We start from the raw sequence: 18,475 nt of genomic DNA, 5'->3' as shown, positions 1-18,475 counted from the left end.
CCTTTTTCATGTGCAGAGGTCAATCAACTGGCGGCAACCTCTTTGGCGCTGTGCCGCGCACGCCAGCGCAGCAGTGGCGGTACGACCACCATCACCACGGCTGCTGTCCACAAGCCTTTGCTGATGGTGCTTTCCAGCAGGATGCCCACTTCGCCGTTGGTCATCGACAAGGCGCGACGCAGGTTTTGCTCCATCATGTCGCCCAGTACAAAGCCCAGGATCAGTGGTGCCATGGGCACGCCTTGCTTGCGCAGCAGGTAAGCCAGTACGCCAAACACCGACATCAGCATCAAGTCGAACGTGGTGGCGTGTACGGAATACACGCCCACCGCGCTCACTGCCAAAATGCCCGGCACCAGTATCCAGTTGGGTGTTTGCAACAGTCGGGCAAACACGCCCACCAGCGGGATGTTGATGAACAGCAGCATCACGTTGGCCACGAACAGCGAGGCGATCAGGCCCCAGACCAGATCCGGGTTCTGCTCAAACAGTGCCGGGCCGGGCGTGATGTTGTACAGCGCCAGCGCGCCCACCATCACTGCCGTGGTGCCCGAGCCGGGCACGCCCAGCGTCAGCATGGGCACGAACGATCCGGCGGCCGAGGCGTTGTTGGCCGCTTCTGGTGCAGCCAGGCCACGAATGTCGCCCTCGCCAAACTTGCCGCTGGAGCCTGCCAGACGCTTTTCCATCGAGTAGGTCATGGCGCTGGCAATGGTGGCACCCGCACCAGGCAGCACGCCGACCACAAAGCCAACGACGGCTGAACGCACGGTGGTCCACCACGTGTGGGCCATTTCCTTCAGCGTGAACAGGGTGCGGCCGGTCACTTTCATGATGCCGTTGCTTTGCAAATGCTGCTCCAGCATCAGCAAAATCTCGCTGATCGAGAACACGCCAATCACCACCACAATGAACTGAATACCGTCCGACAGGTGCACATCGCCCCCCGTGAAGCGGTAAACGCCCGAATTGGAATCCAGCCCGACGGTAGACAAAGACAAGCCCATCACCGCAGCCAGCGCGGCCTTCAGCGGCGCGTCGCCCATCAGCCCGGTGATACAGGCAAAGGCAAAGCACATCAGCGCAAAATATTCGGCAGGCCCAAATGCCAAGGCCCATTGCGCCAGCAGCGGTGCAAATAAAACGATGCCGATGGTGGCCACCAACGAACCCGCAAACGAGGCCCAGGCTGACAGCGACAAGGCCACGCCCGCCAGCCCTTGTTTGGCCAGCGGAAAGCCGTCCATGGCCGTCATGATGGCCCCGGCGTCGCCTGGCACGTTCAGCAAAATGGACGAGATACGACCGCCAAACTCGCACCCCATGTAGACCGAGGCCAGCAGAATCAGCGCGGTTTCTGGCGGCAGCTTCAGCGCAAAAGCCAGCGGCATCAGGATGGCCACGCCGTTGATCGGCCCCAGGCCGGGCAACATCCCCACGATGGTGCCCACCAGCGCACCGATGGCGGCCACCATCAGGTTGCTGGGCATGGCGGCGACTGAAAAGCCCGCCATCAGGTGTTGAAGTGTGTCTCCCATCAGCGGCCTCCAAACACGAACGACAGCAGACCGGTGGGCAGCACCACGTCCAGCAGTTTGTCGAACAGCAGATACAGCACCAGCCCCAGGCCCAGGCCACCGGCCAGCGCCTGCTTCCAGCTACCGCCAAAGGCCATGCCTACGGGCAGGGCCATCAAGGCGGTGGCGATGGTAAAGCCGAGCGTCTCGAACAAAAAGGCATAGGCAAATACGGCCACCACCGAAAGCGACAGGGGCACCAAAGGCACTTGCTTGAGCCAGTTGTCCTTGAAGCTGGGTTGAATGGCCAGCCACAAGCCGCCAGCGGCCAGCAGCCCACCCAGCAGCAGGGGGAAAGCGCGTGGGCCGACGGGTTCGTAGGATATTTCTGCGGCGTAACCTTGGGCGAAATAAGCCATGGCTGCGCCTATCGCCACACACGCCACACCAAGAATGCGGTCGCTCATAAGAAGTGCCTCACGAGTGGGGGGAGGAAAAAAACCGGTACGGCCTTACTTGGTGACGTTCAAGCCCAGATCGCCCGCCACCTTGCGGTAAACACCCACGCGCTGCTTGATGTAGGCGTCCAATTCAGCCCCGGTCATGCTGAACGGGAATAACCCGCGCTCGGCACGCAGCTTGGCAAATTCTGGCGTGGCCATCATCTTGTTGAAAGTGTCGACCCACACTTTGTAATCGGCGTCGCTGACTTTGGGGCCGACATAAAAGCCGCGGATGATGGGCCATTCGACATCCATGCCTTGCTCTTTGGCGGTGGGCACGTCGGCCATCTTGCCTTTCAGGCGTTTGTCGGCCAGCACGGCAATCACGCGAATTTTGGCACCGGCTTTGATCTGCTCTTCGGCCTCAGACGCATCGCCCGAATACACCTGCACGTGGCCGCCTTGCAGTGCGGTGCTGGCTTCGCCACCGCCTTCAAACGCCACGAAGCGCATTTTTCTGGGGTCAAGGCCAGCGGCCTTGGCTGTCAGCGCGGCCTTCATCCAGTCCTGGCTGCCGACGGTGCCGCCTGCGCCAAACACCACCTTGGTCGGATCGGCCTTGATGGCGGCCACCAGATCCTGGAGCGATTTGATGGGCGATTTTTCCGCCACGATGACTGCGCCGTAATCGGTGCCCACGCCCGCCACCCAGCGGACATCGGTTTCCTTGTAGCGGCCAAACTTGCCTTGCGCCAGATTGAGCAGCGAGCCGCCCGAGAACGCCACGATGGTGTTGTTTTCAGCAGGGCGCTGGGCCACCACGGTGTTGTAGGCCACAGCACCAATGCCGCCCGGCATGTAGGTCACGCGCATCGGGTCACTGATGAACTTGCCATTGAGCAGCCCGGTTTGGGCCAGCTTGCAAGTCAGGTCAAAACCCCCACCGGGTTTGGCTGGTGCAATGCATTCGGTTTTGTCCAGTGGCCCGGCCTGGGCGATGCCCGATGTCATGGCCAGAGTGAAAGCGGCGAGAGAAAGCTTGAACCTCATACTGAAGTCTCCTTGTTGTCATACTGAAGTCTCCTTGTTGATATGCACGCAATATACCGCGACTGGCTAACGTAAGGTGTCGTGGGCGTGCCATGCGTCGTTGAATTGCCGCTTAAACATATGGCAAGAGACATGGCAAGGCAGCAGGTATAAAGCCCCTGATGAAGGGCGCTGGTGCGTGGTGGCCGCTGTGCAAGTGGCCGAAGAAAAATTGAAGATGCCGTGCCTACAGATCCGGTTTTCAGCTCGTTGGAATGATCTGAAAACCATAGCGCTAAACATAGAACCGTATTGCGATACAGACACCCATGAGTCATATTGAAAGTATGGAGAGTGTTGAAATCGCTTGGACTGACCAAGCGCAAGAACACGGGCTGGAGCCGCGTAATGCCAGCCGCTGATGCACTGCCAATGCGGCAACGCCCGGTGGCAGCGTCGTACATGCGTGGCGGCACCAGCAAAGGCGTGTTCTTTGTGCAGCAAGACTTGCCGACTGATCAGGTGCAGCGTGATGCTGTGCTGTTGCGTGCCATCGGCAGCCCCGACCCTTACGGCAAGCAAATCGATGGGCTGGGCGGCGCAACGTCCAGCACCAGCAAGGTGGTTGTCGTCTCGCGCAGCGCGCAGCCGGGCTGCGATGTGGATTACCTGTTTGGGCAGGTGGCCGTTGGGCAGCCGATGATCGACTGGTCAGGCTCGTGCGGCAATCTGGCTGCGGCTGTGGGGCCGTTTGCGCTGCACGCCGGTTTGGTCGATGGCGCGCCCGCTGACGGTCTGGCCGTGGTGCGCATCTGGCAAGCCAACCTGCGCCAGCGCATCGTGGCCCACGTGCCCATGGCGCGCGGGCAGGTGCAAGAGCTGGGCGACTTTTGGCTGGATGGCGTGTCGAATCCGGCGGCTGAAATACGGCTGGATTTTCTGGATCCAGCGGGCGGCGAAGGCTTGCCGTTGCTGCCGACGAGTCGGGTGCGCGATGTGCTGCGCGTACCGGACGTGGGTGAGGTGGCGGCCACTTTAATCAGCGCAGGCAACCTAACCGTCGTGGTCAGCGCGGCAGTGTTGGGCTTGGCGGGCACCGAGTTGCCGCATGACCTGAACACCCGCCCCGACTTGCTGGCACGTTGCGAGGCCGTGCGTGCGCAAGCCGCCGTGGCGATGGGCCTGGCACGCACCGCTGAAGAGGCCACGCGCGATCGCCCCGCCACGCCCAAGCTGGCGCTGGTGGCACCGCCTGCCACCTACACCGCCAGCGATGGCGTGCAAGTGGCGGCGAGCAGCATCGACGTGCTGGTGCGCATGCTGTCAATGGGGGTGTTTCACCACGCCATACCGGGCACGGGGGCGATTGCTCTGGCATCTGCGGCGGCCTTGCCGGGTACGGTGCTGCAAGACCACATGATGGCGCGTCCGTCTGCCCATGCAAGGCTGCGCATGGGCCATGCATCAGGTCGTGTGGAGACTCAGGCGCAGGCTGAATGCGATGAAGCTGGCGCATGGCATATTCGCCGCGTCAGCGTCAGCCGCAGTGCACGGCGTTTGATGACGGGCCAGATCTGGGTACCACAAGCCCTTTGAACCATTGTCACAGAAACAACCCGCCACAGAAATAATCTGCCACAGGAGAAAACAGCGATGACCTCTGACACACCTTCACGCGTACCTTCACGCACGGCCATCGTGACCGGCGCTGGCTCGGGCATTGGCCGTGCGGCGGCGCTGGCTTTGTTGGCCGACGGCTGGCAGGTGGTGCTGGCCGGCAGACGGGCTGAACTGCTGGACGACGTGGCGCACACCAGCGGCGCTGGTGCGCGCGTGCTGGCCGCACCCACCGACGTGACCGATCCGGCGGCTGTTGCAGCCCTGTTTGAGCAGACGGTGCAGCAATTTGGCCGCGTTGATCTGCTGTTCAACAATGCCGGGCGCAGCCTGGCGGTGCCTATTGAAGACATGACGCCCGATCAGTGGCTGGATGTGGTCAACGTCAACCTGAACGGCATGTTTTATTGCCTGCAAGCGGCCTTCAGGGTAATGAAGGCGCAGTCGCCGCAGGGCGGGCGCATCATCAACAACGGCTCTATCTCGGCCTATGCGCCCAGACCGTATTCGGTGGCCTACACGGCCACCAAACATGCCGTCACCGGCCTGACCAAGACTGCGGCACTGGAAGGGCGTGCCTACGACATTGCCGTGGGCCAGATCGACATTGGCAACGCCGTGACCGAGCTGGCCGCGCGCATGGCCAAGGGCGTGCCGCAAGCCAATGGCACCATCGCCGCCGAAGCCATGATGGACGTCGCCCACGTGGGCCGCTCAGTGCTGTATATGGCGAATCTGCCGCCCGAGGCCAACGTGCTGTTCCACACTGTGATGGCCACCAAGATGCCTTTTGTCGGGCGGGGATGAAATTTTGCTATTTTTTTAATAGCTACTTGCGCTTTCCATGCTTGCGATAAAGGCTGAAAAGCCTGAACAAATAAGCCGTATCAGCTTGGTGTGGGCAGGATGCGTGATGCACGCAGCACCGATTGCGTGCGCATCAAGCCGCGCAGCACGGCGTCCAGGTGGGTGCGGTCACGCACGGTGATGACAAAGCGCAAATCCAGCGCTTCTTGCGCCGATTCTTCGGCCATACCGATGTGCACGATGTCGGTTTCTGATGATGCCAATGCCGATGTCACGCGCGCCAGCACGCCTTTGCCGTTGACCACAGTGACCAGGATGCCCGCCTCAAAGCTGCGCAACGGCTCGTCGGCCCAGGACACGGTGATAAAGCGTTCGGCATCCTTGTGTTGCAGGCGGCGCGCCACGGCGCATTCGTCCACGTGCACCACCAGCCCTTCGCCGCGGCCCAGATAACCGACCACGCCATCGCCGGGAATGGGGCGGCAGCAGGTGGCGAATTTGATCGAGACGTTGGGCGCGCCGTCCAGGATGACGGCACCTTGCGACAGGTTTTCGTGTGCGGTGTAGCGTTCGCGGGTGAGCATCAGTGCATCGGGCCGCACGCCTTGGGCAGTCAGCATGGTGACCAGGCGTTTGGCCACCATGTTGGCGCTGCGTTTGCCCAGGCCAATGTCGGTCAGCATTTCCTCGCGCGTGCGGTTGCCGGTGAAGTGCAGCAGCTTTTCCCACAGCGGCGTGTCCATGGCGTCGGGGGCTAGCGACTGGTTCATGCCTTCGGCGCGCAGCGCCTGCGCCAGCAGCTTCTCGCCCAGTGTGCGCGACTCATCCTGCGCCAAACTTTTCAGATGATGGCGAATTTTGGAGCGCGCTCGCCCGGTGCGCACAAACCCGAGCCAAGCGGGGTTGGGGCTGGATACCGGGGCGGTGATGATCTCAATGACGTCGCCGTTGTGCAGTTCGGTGCGCAGCGGCACTTGCTCGCCATTGACTTTGGCCGACACCGTATGGTCGCCCACGTTGCTGTGGATGGCGTAGGCAAAATCGACTGTGGTAGCCCCTTGGGGCATGGCCATGATCTGGCCTTTGGGCGTGAACACGTACACGGCGTCGGGTGCCAGATCGACGCGAATGTGTTCCCAGAACTCGGCGGCGTCGCGTGTTTCGTGCTGAATGTCAAGCAGTGACTGTAGCCACTGTGTGTCCAGATCGGCATCGGCCAAGCCGTCGCCTTTGTTGACCTTGTAAAGCCAGTGTGCGGCCACACCCGCTTCGGCCACCAGGTCCATGGATTCGGTGCGAATCTGGAATTCGATGTTCACGTTGGCCGGGCCAACCAACGTGGTATGCAGTGACTGGTAGCCATTCAGTTTTGGGATGGCGATGTAGTCTTTAAAACGCCCCGGCACGGGTTTGTAGAGCTGGTGCAGCAGGCCCAGCGCGGTGTAGCAACTGGTGGTGTTGGGCACGATCACGCGCACACCGTACAAATCGTTGACCTGCGCAAACGACAGGCGCTTGTCGTCCATCTTGCAGTAAATAGAGTACAGCGTTTTTTCGCGCCCGATGGTGCGCGCCTGCAAACCGGCGTCTGACAGCACGGCCTGCACCTGTTGCTGCACGGTCTGGATCAAATCGCGCCGCCGCTGGCGGGCGCGATTGATGGCTTTGGCCAGAATGGCGTAACGCCAAGGCTTCAAATGGCGAAAGGCCAGGTCTTGCAGCTCGCGATAAGTCTGGTTCAGACCCAGACGGTGTGCGATGGGGGCGTAAATCTCCAGCGTTTCCGTGCTGATGCGGCCCCACTTGCTGCGTGGCATATCGCCCATGGTGCGCATGTTGTGGCTGCGGTCAGCCAGCTTGATGAGGATCACGCGCACATCGCGCGCCATCGCCAGCAGCATTTTGCGGAACGACTCGGCCTGGCCTTCCTCGCGGGTGGAAAACTGCAATTTGTCGAGCTTCGTCAGCCCGTCTACCAATTCGGCCACCTGCGGGCCAAATTGCTCCAGCAGGTCGTCTTTAGAAACGCCGCAGTCTTCCAGCGTGTCGTGCAGCAGCGCGGCCATCAGGGCGGGAGCGTCCAACTTCCACTCGGCACACAGGGCGGCCACGGCAATGGGATGGGTAATGTAAGGCTCGCCATTGCGGCGCATCTGGCCCAGATGCGCGGTGTCGGCAAAACGGTAGGCCTGGCGGATGAGTTCGACGTCGGCTGCGTCCAGATAGTCAAGTTTGGCTTCCAGCGCGGCAAAGCTGGCGGCCGCAGCATTGGCGGCGGCCACAGGCGGGTCGACGGTGGGTGTAACCGAACTCATGAGAGTGCTAATTTAACCGCGCCAGGCCCATTTTGTGCAAATGCAGCAAACATGAAGCAAAAAAGCGCCCTGCAGGGCGCTTTTTCAGGGGGTGGTGAATACCAATCACCTTGGGTGCTCAAGACACTTTCTTCAGCATCTCCAAGCCCACCTTGCCCGCAGCAATTTCGCGCAGGGCGGTCACGCCAGGGCGGTTACGGGTTTCAATCTTGGGCGTGTGCCCCTGATTCAGCATGCGGGCGCGGTAGGTGGCTGCCAGCACGAGTTGAAAACGGTTGGGAATTTGCTCAAGGCAGTCTTCGACAGTGATGCGGGCCATGAAGATCAAGGAAGGATGGGTTAAAGAATATTGAGCGCCCGGAAGGTGTCGGTACGCGCGCGCGCCTGAGCCGAATACTTCAGGCGCTGGGCGTGCACGATGGCTTTTAAATCAAATAATGCGCGCTCAAAAACTTCATTAATTATAACGTAGTCAAAGTGTTTCGCCTGAGCCAATTCCTCGCGGGCATTGGCCAAGCGAAGCTCAATCACGTCGACGCTGTCTTCGCCACGGCGCGTCAAACGCGCGCGCAATTCGTCCCAACTGGGTGGCAGCACGAAAATCAAAATGGCGCGGGCAAAGCGCAGGCGGATTTGTAGTGCGCCCTGCCAATCGATCTCCAGCACCACGTCGTGGCCTGCGGCCATGCGCTGCTCAATCGTCTGGCGCGAGGTGCCGTAGCGCTTACCGTGCACGTTGGCCCATTCCACAAAGTCGCCGTTGGCCGCCATGGCGTCGAACACCTGGTCACTGACGAAGTGGTATTCGCGCCCATCCAGTTCTTGTCCACGCGGTGCGCGCGTGGTGTGCGAGATGCAAGGACGCACGCCCGCGTCAACCTCCATCAGCGCCTTGACCAGGCTGGATTTGCCCGCCCCGCTGGGGGCGGCCACGACGAACAGGTTTCCGGGGTAGTCCATAAAAGTGTCACAAAAAAAGGCAGCCCCTAATTTTATCGACCCGTGTCCGGCGTTTGACTGGCGCGTGGCATGCAGGGCCGCACAATCTGCCGAATGACAGCCACCACTTTTCTTGCGGAACCTTTGTGTTTTGGCCCAGTGCGTGTTTATCTGGGCAACCAGTCAGGCAAGTACCCTGATGGCAATCAGGTCATCGTGCAAGGGGGCGACACACGCGTGGCGTTTGATACACCGCAGGTGGCGCGACACATTGGTGCTGATCTGGATGGGGTAGACATGGTACTGCTGGGTCATGTGCATGAAGACCATATGGTCGCGCTGGGCCGCTTGCCCGCGGCGCAAGTGCAAGTGCAAGTGCATGCAGCCGATTTGGCCGCTGCGCAATCGTGGGACGGGCTGGCGCGCCATTATGGTTATGCGCCGAACGTGCTGACGGCAGTCAAGGCCATGATCAAGCGCGATTTTGACTACGCCCCGCGCCCCGATGCCACGGCCTACCACGATGGTGCGTTGTGGGAATTGGGTGGTGGCGTGCGGGTGCGTGCCCACCATTTGCCAGGCCACACCGCAGGCCACTGCGCGCTGGTGGAAGAAAGCACGGGTGTGGCTTTCATCGGTGATATTGACTTGACGGGTTTTGGCCCGTATTACGGCGATGCCACGTCCAGTCTGGCCGATTTTCAGCGCAGCTTGCAGCGGGTGAAAGACATTGAAGCGCGCGTGTGGGTGACATCGCATCACCGGGGCGTGCTGACGGATCGCGCGGCGTTTGTGCAAGCGCTGACGCGTTTTGCGGCGCGCATTGACGAGCGCAACGACAAACTGCTGGGCTACCTGCGTGAAGGCCCGCATGCGCTGGATGCGCTGGTGACGCGTCGCTTGCTGTATCCGGCAGGCTTGGATTTACCGTATGTAGGCGCTGCCGAGCGCCGCAGTATTGCGCAGCACCTGACGCTGTTGCAGGCGCAAGCCGTGGTGGCCCAGCAGCCGGATGGGGCTTGGGTGTTGGCTTGAGTGCGATGGAAGTTGGCTGGCTAAGAAATCACAAGCCCAATGGACTTTTGGTGCTGGACACCAAGGCGATCACTGCATGGTGCCACTGGCTGAGGTGCTGGACGCGGAAGGTGTCGATGGTGGCGCGGGGTCGATGCGCTCGCGCACCACGATGGCGCTGTCATCCGGTTCGGGCGATGCGGCCAGCGCGCTGATGCCCCAACCCACCGCTTGACCGGTGAGTTGCGCGCCAGTCACCACCACACTGCTGGTGACTGACACTGCCGTGCCCGCGACGGCGGCAGTGGTGGTCACCACCGCGCACGACGACAAAGTGGCGGTACTGGCCAGCACCAATGCTGCCGCAGCGGTGCGGGACCATGCAGGGTTTGTTCGGTGGTGTCGGCAGCTCATGCCTGGGGCGCTGTGGTTTGAGCGCCATTGCGCCGAAGTTCAGCCACCATGTCCAGCGAGTGCAGGCGCAGCGCAGGGTCGAAGATGTCGCAGGTGAACATCATCTCGTCGCAGTCGGTCAGCTCGGCCAGGCGCTCCAGCCCGGCGCGCACAGTGCTGGGGCTGCCGATCACGGCGCAGGCCAAAAAATCCTGAATCGCCGCCTGCTCTTGCGGCTGCAGTTGTTGCCAAAAATCCGCTTTGGGCGGTGGCAGCTTGCCGCGCTGCCCGCGCAAAATACCCAGCACGCGCTGCCCCACGCTGCTGGCGAGCCACTGCGCTTCGTCATCGGTGGGCGCGGCCACCACGGGCACGCCGATCATCACGTAAGGCTTGGCGCATTGGGCTGAGGGCTTGAAGCCGCGCCGGTACACCTCGATCGCTTGCATCAGCATGGCGGGTGCAAAGTGCGAGGCAAAGGCGTAAGGCAGGCCGCGCTCGGCCGCCAGTTGGGCCGAAAACAGGCTGGAGCCGAGTAGCCAGATAGGTACCTGCGTGCCCGCCCCGGGGTTGGCGATCAGTTTTTGTTCTGATTGGGCATCGCCCAGCAGGCGTTGCAACTCGGTCACGTCGCGCGGAAAGTCTTCTACGGTTTCGGGGCGGTCGCGGCGCAGCGCACGCATGGTCATCGGGTCGGTGCCGGGCGCGCGGCCCAGCCCCAGGTCGATGCGGCCGGGGTACAGCTCGGCCAGCGTGCCAAAGGCCTCGGCCACCACCAGCGGGGCGTGGTTGGGCAGCATCACCCCGCCCGAGCCGACGCGCATGCGCTGGGTGCCCCCCGCGATGTGGCCCACCAGCACGGCGGTGGCCGACGAGGCGATGCCGCTCATGTTGTGGTGCTCGGCCAGCCAGTAGCGGGTAAAGCCCAGTTGTTCGACATGGCGCGCCGTCGTCAGCGAGGTCGACAGCGCCTCGGCCACCGTGCCGCCTTCGCGCACGGGCACCAGGTCCAGCATGGAAAAGGCGATGTCTTTCAGGGGGGTGTTCATGGCGATATTGTGGCCGTGTTGCCAAGACCCTGCCACAACGGGCACGAGGACGTGGGCTTTCAGGTGGCCGCTGCACCGGGCTGAAGCGGACGTGGGTGGGTGAACACGTTCGTCCGCTACCATGATCGCTGTCAACTCGCTCCTGTCAGGCGTGTTTGTATGTCTACCTTATCTCCACCTCCCCCCAGAAAATCGATGAATGAGGCCGACGCCGCCATTTGCAGTGGTTGGCCGCTGGCTGCATGGGCGCTGGCTGTCCGGCTGCGGGGGTGATGGGGGTGACGGCGGTGATTCGACCGCGCCCCCGGCGTCGGTGCCCAGCCCAGCCCCAACCCCAGCGCCAGCGGTTGAGCCGAACCCGTTTGGACTCGATCTGCCCGCGCCGGGGTCGTTGCAGGGCGAATTGACTTGGGTGGCGGGTGCACCGTGGCAGGCCTGGTCTGACCCTTGTGGCGGCGTGGATGGCACGGTGGATACGGTCCAGCTGGGCACCATCGAGGCCATGACCGTGGCCCCCGATGGGCGTTTGTATCTGGTCGACCAGCCCTCGGACGGCCACGATTGCCAGAACCTGTCGATTTGCCGCCTGCGCGTGCTGCAAGCCGATGGGCAGGTACGCTTGCTGCGTGAATGGGCCATCCCCGCCGGTCTGGCAGTCACCGGGCTGGCAGTGACGGATGCGGGCGAGGTGCTGGTGACCCAAGGCTATCACTCGGGGGGCATTTTTATCACCCCGGTGTATCCCGACGGCCGCGCGCCGGGCGTCTGGCGTGTGGATGCACAAGGCCAGGCCACCCGTTTGGCGGGCGAAGCGCGCGCCTACCGTGGCGAAGGCACGGCGGTTGATGGCGTGGGTGATGCAGCGGTGTTCCATAGGCTTCACCCCGGCGTGGTGCTGGGCCGTGATGGTTTGCTGTACGTCAACGACGCCAACAATGTACGCACCGTGTCGATGCAAGGCCGTGTGACCACCACCGCGCTCCAGGGCACGTTGTGGAACGACCCGGCGCGGCGGGTCATGGGCTGGGTGTGGTCAGACGACACCCGCAAGCTGGTTGATTTTCAGTCCGGGCTGGCGTGGCCGCTGGCGGTCGGCGGGTCCCTGCTGGCGCTGGACGATCGGTGGGTCATGGACGGCCTGGACGGTGTGTACGGCGCGGTCCTCGGGGTGGCGGGCTTCAACGTCTGGCGTCTGACTGCGGCCGGGACTTTTGAGTTGGCGGTGGGCGTCAGGGGCGGCCTGCCCGCCACCGAGGTGACCCAGCCCGGTGCGCTGCCGGCCGGTTTGGGCAAGGTGGATGCCATCGCCGGTGGGCTGGGCCACGAGGTCTACATTGCCAGCCACGGGCAGATCTTCAAGGCCAGTTTGGCCGCCTAGGCGTGTTTCAGCTCCACAGGGTGGACGTGGGCGGGCAGGGGGTGGCCATGCTGTGTTTGGTTTTTGACTGGGTGTTGAGGTCGCGCTGTCAACGCCGCACTTGCAGTGCACCGGGGTTGACGATGTTGGTGGGTGTGCCGCGCAGGTAGTTCAGAACGTTATCGAACGCTGCGCCAAAGTACATCTCGTAGCTGTCTTGCTCGACGTAGCCAATGTGGGGTGTGCAAATACAGTTTTCGAGCCGCAGCAGGGCGTGGCCTTGCAAAATGGGTTCGCTTTCAAAGACGTCGATGGCGGCCATGCCGGGGCGGCCGCGGTTCAAGGCGCTGACCAGCGCGTCTGGCTCGATCAGCTCGGCGCGCGAGGTGTTGACCAGCAGCGCGGTGGGTTTCATGCGGCTCAAGTCGTCCAGCCTGATGATGTTTTGCGTGGCCTCGTTCAACCGCAGGTGCAAGGTCAACACGTCGGCCAAGGCAAAGAATTCGGCCCGCGTTGGCGCGCTGTGGTGGCCGTCGGCGCGTGCACGCGCCATCGATTCGGGCGAACCCCAGACCATCACGTTCATGCCAAAAGCGCGGCCATAGCCTGCTACCAATTGGCCGATCTTGCCGTAACCCCAAATGCCCAGCGTGCGCCCGCGCAGCACATGGCCCAGGCCAAAGTTGGGCGGCATGGAAGCGGCTTTCAGGCCCGATTGCTGCCACGCGCCATGCTTGAGGTTGCCCACGTACTGTGGCAGACGCCGTGCGGCGGCCATGATGAGCGCCCAGGTCAGCTCGGACGGGGCCACAGGGGAGCCGACGCCTTCGGCTACGGCAATGCCGTGCTCGGTGCAGGCCACCACATCGATGTGGCTGCCTACGCGGCCGGTTTGCGCGATCATCTTCAGACGGGGCAGTTTTTCGACCAACTGACGCGTGATGTGGGTGCGTTCGCGGATCAGCACCAGCACCTGGGCATCGCGCAGCCGCACCGACAACTGGCCCAACCCTTTGACGGTGTTGGTGTAGACCTTGGCGGGAAAGGCTTCCAGCTTGGCCGCGCAGTTGAGCTTGCGCACGGCGTCCTGATAGTCGTCGAGGATCACGATGTTCATCCCCGCATTGTGCCTTTGGCCGGGCGACTTTGAGGCCAGCCCGGGCGAGTACCGCCTTATGCCGCCATTTGTGTCCCGATTTATGCGGCGATTTGTGCAGCCTCGGCAGCGGCCAGGCGTTCCAGCTCGGCACACACATCGGCCAGTCGGCCGGACAGGCGCAAGTGGCCGGCGCTGGGTATGGCAGGGGTTATGGCCAATGCCGGGTTTTGCGTATTGGCCTGGTCAGCGGGCATGACCAGGCGCAGTTTTTGTGCCGCACGGTGGCGGGCCATGTCCGTCCAGGTGTTGTGAGGGGGTTGCGCAGCGGCGACTATCTGACTAACGGCTGGGGCGCGTGTGCGGCGATAGCTGGGCACGGCATAGTCGACCAAGTGAATGATGTTGGATCCCATGTAAAACCTCTTGATAAAAAATGCAGGTTGGACACAGGCGAGATTGACTCAAACGCGGTGAGGGTTTCACCGCCGGTCACGCTTGCCGCAGGGTGTGGGCGATGGCGCCTTTGCGGCCCGCCATCGCCTGCACGCCCGCCACCTGCCGCAGCGTGGTAAATAGCGCTACACCATGGGGCTACATCAGCATGCTGTTGCGGATCAGGCCGACGGCCAGGCCTTCGATTTCAAAAGGCTCGCCGGGCTGCACGACGATGGTGGTGTAGTCGGGGTTTTCGGCATGCAGTTCGATGTGGTTTTTAGCGCGGTGAAAACGTTTGACGGTGACGTCTTCGCCCAGGCGTGCCACCACGATCTGGCCGTTGCGCGCTTCGCGGGTGGATTGCACGGCCAGCAAGTCGCCGTCCATGATGCCCGCATCGCGCATCGACATACCGCGCACGCGCAGCAGGTAATCAGGGCGCTGGGGGAACAAGGTGGGTTCCAGGTGGTAGGTCTGGTCGACGTGTTCTTGCGCCAGGATGGGTGAGCCAGCGGCCACACGGCCCACCAGCGGCAGCGCCAGTTGGGCCATGCCGGGCAGCGGCAGGCTAAGGCCGTCGCTGGGCGCTACCGTGCGGGCAGCCCCGCGCAAGCGGATGCCGCGCGAGGTGCCGCTGACCAGCTCAATCACGCCTTTGCGCGCCAGCGCCTGCAAATGTTCTTCTGCCGCATTGGCGGACTTGAAGCCCAATTGCGCGGCGATTTCAGCCCGCGTGGGCGGTGCGCCAGTGCTGGCAATGGCGTGCTGCACCAGTTCCAATATTTGCTGCTGGCGGGCGGTGAGTTTGGGTGTATCGGTCATGGAGCGATCTCCAATAGGTTTGTGATGCTGTATTAATATCCAGTCACTGTATTTTTATTCAGTTTTTTGCTTTTGGCAAGCTTGAGGGATGCGAGGTGGACTGGCAGGGCTGCTGGGCGATGGAAAACAGGGTGCTTTAACGCCTCGATTGCTTCCATTTTTATAGCTCCAATTAATTACTATTAGGGCGGTTTCTTCTGTTTTGTTGGTTCGCAGCAGAAAGCTCATGCTTAAACACGGCGGTGCACACGCGGTCCTAAAAGCGATCCAAAAACAAACCATTACACATGGTTTTGTGCTGCGCTGGTCGCTAAAGCGACTACACTTTGCCCGCGCGCGGTTGGACGGTTTTGCGGTCTGACGCCTTCTGCCCGTGGCTGCGTTGATTGGCGCACTTGTTTTGCAGGAAACCTTTGATATGAACCCATTCGTGACGCTGTCCATGACCAGTCTGGTGCTGACGGGCATGGTTTTTTCGGGCACCAGCATGGCTGCTGATGAGGTCGCGCGGCCTGTGGAAACACAGGCGGTGCAGGCGCTCAGTCGCATGTCCAACCACCTCAACAGCCTCAAGCAGTTTGAGGTGCAGTCCGACATTGACACGGACTACCTGAGCAGCGACGGCCAGATCGTGACCAAAACCCGTCAGGTCACCCTGCGCACGCGCTTGCCTGATGGGCTGTACGCCAGCGTCAGTCACCCGGCGCGACAGCGCGACTTTTATTTCAACGGCAAGCAGGTCACGCTGTATGCGCCTACCAAGGGCTACTACGCCACGGCTGACGCGCCCGCTGCCACCGTGCGTGAGCTGATGGACGGGCTGACTGCCCGATATGGCATTGATATCCCGCTGTCTGATCTGTTTGCCTGGAGCCGTGATGGCGGCAGCATTGCTGAGTTTCAGGCCGCCCGCTACGCAGGCGCTGCCGTGATAGACGGGCGAGTGTGTGACCAATACGCCTACCGCAGCCAGGGCGCGCAATGGCAGTTGTGGATAGAGCGCAGCGAAACCCCGGTGCCGTGCCGACTGTCGATTGCCAATGACGAGGATCAGGCCGACCGCTTGCGCACCACCATCACCTACCACTGGAACACCGCTGCCCGGTTCACGCCGTCGCAATTTGTTTTCAAGCCGCCCAAGGGCGCGATGAAGATCAATCTGGCTACTGTGCAAGCAGAGTAAAGGAGTCGTCCTATGAAAAAGATAATTTCTGCACTGCTGGCTGCACTGGCCAGCCTGACCATGGTGGTCGCACCGCTGGCTGAGGCGCGCGATGGCGGCCACCGGGGCGGTGGCCGGTCTGGTGGCGGACACGCCCAGCGCGGTGGTGGCCATCAGAACTTCAACCGCGGCAACCACGGCGCGCCATCACGCAGCCAGATGCAACTGAACCAGGGTGCGCGCGACCGGGTCAATGTGGGGCATCAAAACGCGCGCCCAGGCGGACACCCCGGAAATCGCCCTCAAGGGCAGCGCCCAGGCCGGGGTGGTGACCGCAACACGAACGTCAATGTCAACGTGAACAACCGCCATGACGGTGGCCGCCATGATCGCTACGACGATCATCACCACCACCATCACGGCGGCTGGGATGACGATGACGACTGGGATCATCCGTTCGCCACTGCTGCGGCAGTGACAGCGGGCGTGGCAGTGACCTCCGCCGTCATTGGCTCCATCGTCAATTCGGTGCCGCCCAGTTGCGTGCCGGTCAACTACAACGGTTTTACCTACCAGCGCTGCGGCAACACCTGGTACCAGCCGCAATACAACGGGCCGAATGTGCAGTACATCGTGATCAATCCGCCGTATTGATGACTGTATTCACGGCTCCATTGAAACCTGCTTCGCCATCATCGCGGTGAAAGTCATAAAAAAAGCCGCCCGGGGATAACCGGGCGGCTTTTTTGCTATTTGCACTTTGGCCTGTGTCAACCGTTACGGGCCAGAAACCGTCGCGTGCGGGCCTTAACTGCCCAGCGCCTGCAAGGCGCGTGCGGTGATGTCTTCCACGCTGCCGGTGCCGCTGATCTGGCGGTATTTGGGCGCGGCGGCAGCGTCTTTGGTGGCCCAGGCGCTGTAGTAATCGACCAGTGGGCGGGTTTGCTGGTTGTACACCTCCAAGCGCTTGCGCACGGTGTCTTCTTTATCGTCGTCGCGCTGAACCAGCGGCTCGCCCGTCACGTCGTCCTTGTCTTGCACTTTGGGTGGGTTGAACTTGACGTGATAAGTGCGGCCCGATGCCGGGTGGCTGCGCCGTCCGCTCATGCGCTCGATGATGGCGTCAAATGGCACATCGATTTCCAATACGTAATCGAGCTTGACGCCCGCAGCCTTCATGGCCTCAGCCTGTGGAATGGTGCGCGGAAAGCCATCGAACAAAAAGCCGTTGGCGCAGTCGGGCTGGGCGATGCGCTCTTTCACCAGGTTGATGATCAGCTCGTCACTGACCAGTCCGCCAGATTCCATCACGCCCTTGGCTTGCAGGCCCAGCGGTGTGCCCGCCTTGACGGCCGCGCGCAGCATGTCGCCGGTGGAAATTTGGGGGATGCCGTACTTCTGGCAGATGAAGGCCGCTTGCGTGCCTTTGCCGGCGCCGGGCGCGCCCAGAAGAATCAGTTTCATCATGCTCCTCAGGTGGAAAGTGAAGCCGCATGGGGCGGCCAATTGGATTGGTGATGTCCCTGCCGCGCAGGATGCTGGCGCGCAGGGCGTGAATCAAGAATAGCACGCGTTTGGCACTGCCGGGATGACCCATGATGGCGCTTGGCTCAAGGCAGGCTGATGCCTCGCCGCGCTTCGCCGTGCTTGCGCCGCGTCAGGCCCACAGCGCCTGCACGCGGGCCAGGTCTTCGGGGGTGTCTACGCCTGGGCCGGGGGCATGCTCAGTGATGTGCACGGCAATGCGGTGGCCGTGCCACAGCACGCGCAACTGCTCCAGCGCTTCGCACTGTTCCAGCGGCGCGGGAGGCAGGGCGGGAAAGCGGCGTAAAAAACTGGCGCGGTAGCCATAAATACCAATATGCCGCAGCGGTGCCGGTTGGGCGGGCAGGGTGGTAATGCCCCCGGCAAAGCCGCCCTGCCACCACGGGATGGGCGCGCGGCTGAAGGCCAGCGCCAGACTCTGCGCATCGGTGATGACCTTGACCACGTTGGGATTGGTGAATTCTTCTACTGTTTTGATAGCGTGTGCTGCTGTGCTGACAGGCGCTGAAGGTTGTTTCTGTAATAAATCAGCCACGGCGTTGATGAGCGCGGGGTTGATCAAAGGCTCATCGCCCTGCACGTTCACCACCACGTCGTCGCCGTGCAAGCCCAGCAGATCGCAGGCTTCGGCCAGGCGGTCGCTGCCTGAGGGGTGATCGGCCCGCGTCGCCAGTGCCCGCACGCCGTGGGCAGCGCAGGCGGCCAGAATTTCAGACGCATCGGCAGCCACCACCACCTGCGCTGCGCCCGATTGTTCAGCCCGCTCGGCCACGCGCACCACCATCGGCTTGCCACCAATGTCGGCCAGCGGCTTGTTGGGCAAACGGGTCGATGCCAGACGGGCGGGGATGAGGACGGTGAAGGTCATGGAATGTTGGTACAAAAGGTTGGATAAAAGAAGGTGTGGCGGCGGGTTAGACCTCGGCATATGT

At 62.2% G+C, this 18,475-nt stretch carries 19 protein-coding genes; 6 read left to right on the top strand and 13 right to left on the bottom strand.

Going from position 1 to position 18,475, the window contains the following annotated elements; genetic code table 11:
- Positions 1-23: 23 nt before the first annotated feature.
- The 3 genes from ACK5NW_RS13605 to ACK5NW_RS13595 are packed head-to-tail and all read right to left on the bottom strand — an operon-like array spanning position 24 to position 2,971.
- Positions 24-1,538: a tripartite tricarboxylate transporter permease gene (locus ACK5NW_RS13605; protein WP_416928950.1), complete on the bottom strand. Its 1,515-nt coding sequence runs from the start codon at positions 1,536-1,538 to the stop codon at positions 24-26.
- Positions 1,538-1,984, bottom strand: a complete 447-nt coding sequence (locus ACK5NW_RS13600; protein WP_416928948.1) for a tripartite tricarboxylate transporter TctB family protein — start codon at positions 1,982-1,984, stop codon at positions 1,538-1,540. Before ACK5NW_RS13600 ends, ACK5NW_RS13605 begins: the two co-directional genes overlap by 1 nt.
- A gap of 45 nt (positions 1,985-2,029) precedes the next feature.
- Positions 2,030-2,971, bottom strand: a complete 942-nt coding sequence (locus ACK5NW_RS13595) for a Bug family tripartite tricarboxylate transporter substrate binding protein (RefSeq protein WP_416929041.1) — start codon at positions 2,969-2,971, stop codon at positions 2,030-2,032.
- 375 nt (positions 2,972-3,346) lie between these two features.
- Between ACK5NW_RS13595 and prpF the strand changes: the two genes are divergently transcribed.
- A complete protein-coding gene (prpF, locus tag ACK5NW_RS13590; RefSeq protein ID WP_416928946.1) occupies positions 3,347-4,585 on the top strand; it encodes a 2-methylaconitate cis-trans isomerase PrpF in 1,239 nt (412 codons plus the stop codon).
- Positions 4,586-4,642: 57 nt separating this feature from the next.
- Positions 4,643-5,413, top strand: coding sequence for an SDR family oxidoreductase (locus ACK5NW_RS13585; protein ID WP_416928944.1), 771 nt, complete (start codon positions 4,643-4,645; stop codon positions 5,411-5,413).
- An 80-nt stretch (positions 5,414-5,493) separates the two neighbouring features.
- Here the strand turns inward: ACK5NW_RS13585 and ACK5NW_RS13580 are convergent, their stop codons facing one another.
- The 3 genes from ACK5NW_RS13580 to gmk all read right to left on the bottom strand — a co-directional run bounded on the left by ACK5NW_RS13580 (position 5,494) and on the right by gmk (position 8,688).
- The gene (locus ACK5NW_RS13580; RefSeq protein WP_416928941.1) at positions 5,494-7,728 is read right to left on the bottom strand and encodes a RelA/SpoT family protein; all 2,235 of its coding nucleotides are present in this window, start codon (positions 7,726-7,728) and stop codon (positions 5,494-5,496) included.
- 118 nt (positions 7,729-7,846) lie between these two features.
- Positions 7,847-8,047 (bottom strand): DNA-directed RNA polymerase subunit omega, encoded by a 201-nt coding sequence (rpoZ, locus tag ACK5NW_RS13575; RefSeq protein WP_416928939.1) that lies wholly within the window; start codon positions 8,045-8,047, stop codon positions 7,847-7,849.
- A 20-nt stretch (positions 8,048-8,067) separates the two neighbouring features.
- Positions 8,068-8,688 carry a guanylate kinase gene (gene gmk / locus ACK5NW_RS13570; protein ID WP_416928937.1) on the bottom strand — a complete coding sequence of 207 codons (621 nt, stop codon included), beginning with the start codon at positions 8,686-8,688 and terminating at the stop codon, positions 8,068-8,070.
- Positions 8,689-8,781: 93 nt separating this feature from the next.
- Between gmk and ACK5NW_RS13565 the strand changes: the two genes are divergently transcribed.
- Entirely contained in the window at positions 8,782-9,702 is a 921-nt protein-coding gene (locus ACK5NW_RS13565; RefSeq protein WP_416928935.1) for an MBL fold metallo-hydrolase, read from the top strand.
- 69 nt (positions 9,703-9,771) lie between these two features.
- Here ACK5NW_RS13565 and ACK5NW_RS13560 read toward each other — a convergent pair whose 3' ends face one another.
- Together ACK5NW_RS13560 and ACK5NW_RS13555 are read right to left on the bottom strand one after the other, a co-directional pair.
- Positions 9,772-10,095 carry a hypothetical protein gene (locus ACK5NW_RS13560; protein WP_416928933.1) on the bottom strand — a complete coding sequence of 108 codons (324 nt, stop codon included), beginning with the start codon at positions 10,093-10,095 and terminating at the stop codon, positions 9,772-9,774.
- On the bottom strand, positions 10,092-11,123 hold the full coding sequence (locus tag ACK5NW_RS13555) for an LLM class flavin-dependent oxidoreductase (RefSeq protein ID WP_416928931.1): 1,032 nt from the start codon (positions 11,121-11,123) through the stop codon (positions 10,092-10,094). The genes ACK5NW_RS13560 and ACK5NW_RS13555 overlap by 4 nt, the downstream gene beginning before the upstream one ends.
- 199 nt (positions 11,124-11,322) lie before the next feature.
- Here ACK5NW_RS13555 and ACK5NW_RS13550 point away from each other — a divergent pair, with 199 nt between their 5' ends.
- Positions 11,323-12,501, top strand: coding sequence for a hypothetical protein (locus ACK5NW_RS13550; RefSeq protein ID WP_416928929.1), 1,179 nt, complete (start codon positions 11,323-11,325; stop codon positions 12,499-12,501).
- An 88-nt stretch (positions 12,502-12,589) separates the two neighbouring features.
- Here ACK5NW_RS13550 and ACK5NW_RS13545 read toward each other — a convergent pair whose 3' ends face one another.
- From ACK5NW_RS13545 to lexA, 3 genes are all read right to left on the bottom strand, one after another.
- On the bottom strand, positions 12,590-13,597 hold the full coding sequence (locus ACK5NW_RS13545) for a D-2-hydroxyacid dehydrogenase family protein (RefSeq protein ID WP_416928927.1): 1,008 nt from the start codon (positions 13,595-13,597) through the stop codon (positions 12,590-12,592).
- A gap of 80 nt (positions 13,598-13,677) precedes the next feature.
- The gene (locus ACK5NW_RS13540; RefSeq protein WP_416928925.1) at positions 13,678-13,992 is read right to left on the bottom strand and encodes a hypothetical protein; all 315 of its coding nucleotides are present in this window, start codon (positions 13,990-13,992) and stop codon (positions 13,678-13,680) included.
- A gap of 178 nt (positions 13,993-14,170) precedes the next feature.
- Entirely contained in the window at positions 14,171-14,836 is a 666-nt protein-coding gene (gene lexA, locus ACK5NW_RS13535; RefSeq protein WP_416928923.1) for a transcriptional repressor LexA, read from the bottom strand.
- A gap of 418 nt (positions 14,837-15,254) precedes the next feature.
- On the opposite strand from lexA, the gene ACK5NW_RS13530 reads away from it, so the two are divergent.
- Positions 15,255-16,019: a DUF2092 domain-containing protein gene (locus ACK5NW_RS13530; protein WP_416928921.1), complete on the top strand. Its 765-nt coding sequence runs from the start codon at positions 15,255-15,257 to the stop codon at positions 16,017-16,019.
- A gap of 12 nt (positions 16,020-16,031) precedes the next feature.
- Positions 16,032-16,652 (top strand): hypothetical protein, encoded by a 621-nt coding sequence (locus tag ACK5NW_RS13525; protein WP_416928919.1) that lies wholly within the window; start codon positions 16,032-16,034, stop codon positions 16,650-16,652.
- A 153-nt stretch (positions 16,653-16,805) separates the two neighbouring features.
- Here ACK5NW_RS13525 and adk read toward each other — a convergent pair whose 3' ends face one another.
- Together adk and kdsB are read right to left on the bottom strand one after the other, a co-directional pair.
- Positions 16,806-17,462, bottom strand: a complete 657-nt coding sequence (adk, locus tag ACK5NW_RS13520) for an adenylate kinase (RefSeq protein WP_416928917.1) — start codon at positions 17,460-17,462, stop codon at positions 16,806-16,808.
- A 193-nt stretch (positions 17,463-17,655) separates the two neighbouring features.
- The gene (gene kdsB, locus ACK5NW_RS13515; protein WP_416928915.1) at positions 17,656-18,411 is read right to left on the bottom strand and encodes a 3-deoxy-manno-octulosonate cytidylyltransferase; all 756 of its coding nucleotides are present in this window, start codon (positions 18,409-18,411) and stop codon (positions 17,656-17,658) included.
- Positions 18,412-18,475: the final 64 nt, after the last annotated feature.

Source organism: Ottowia sp. (assembly GCF_047975795.1).
In the GTDB taxonomy this organism is placed as follows: Bacteria; Pseudomonadota; Gammaproteobacteria; order Burkholderiales; family Burkholderiaceae_C; genus Ottowia.
Note: the sequence above shows the minus strand (reverse complement) of the source record. Positions and strands in the feature narration are given on the sequence as shown.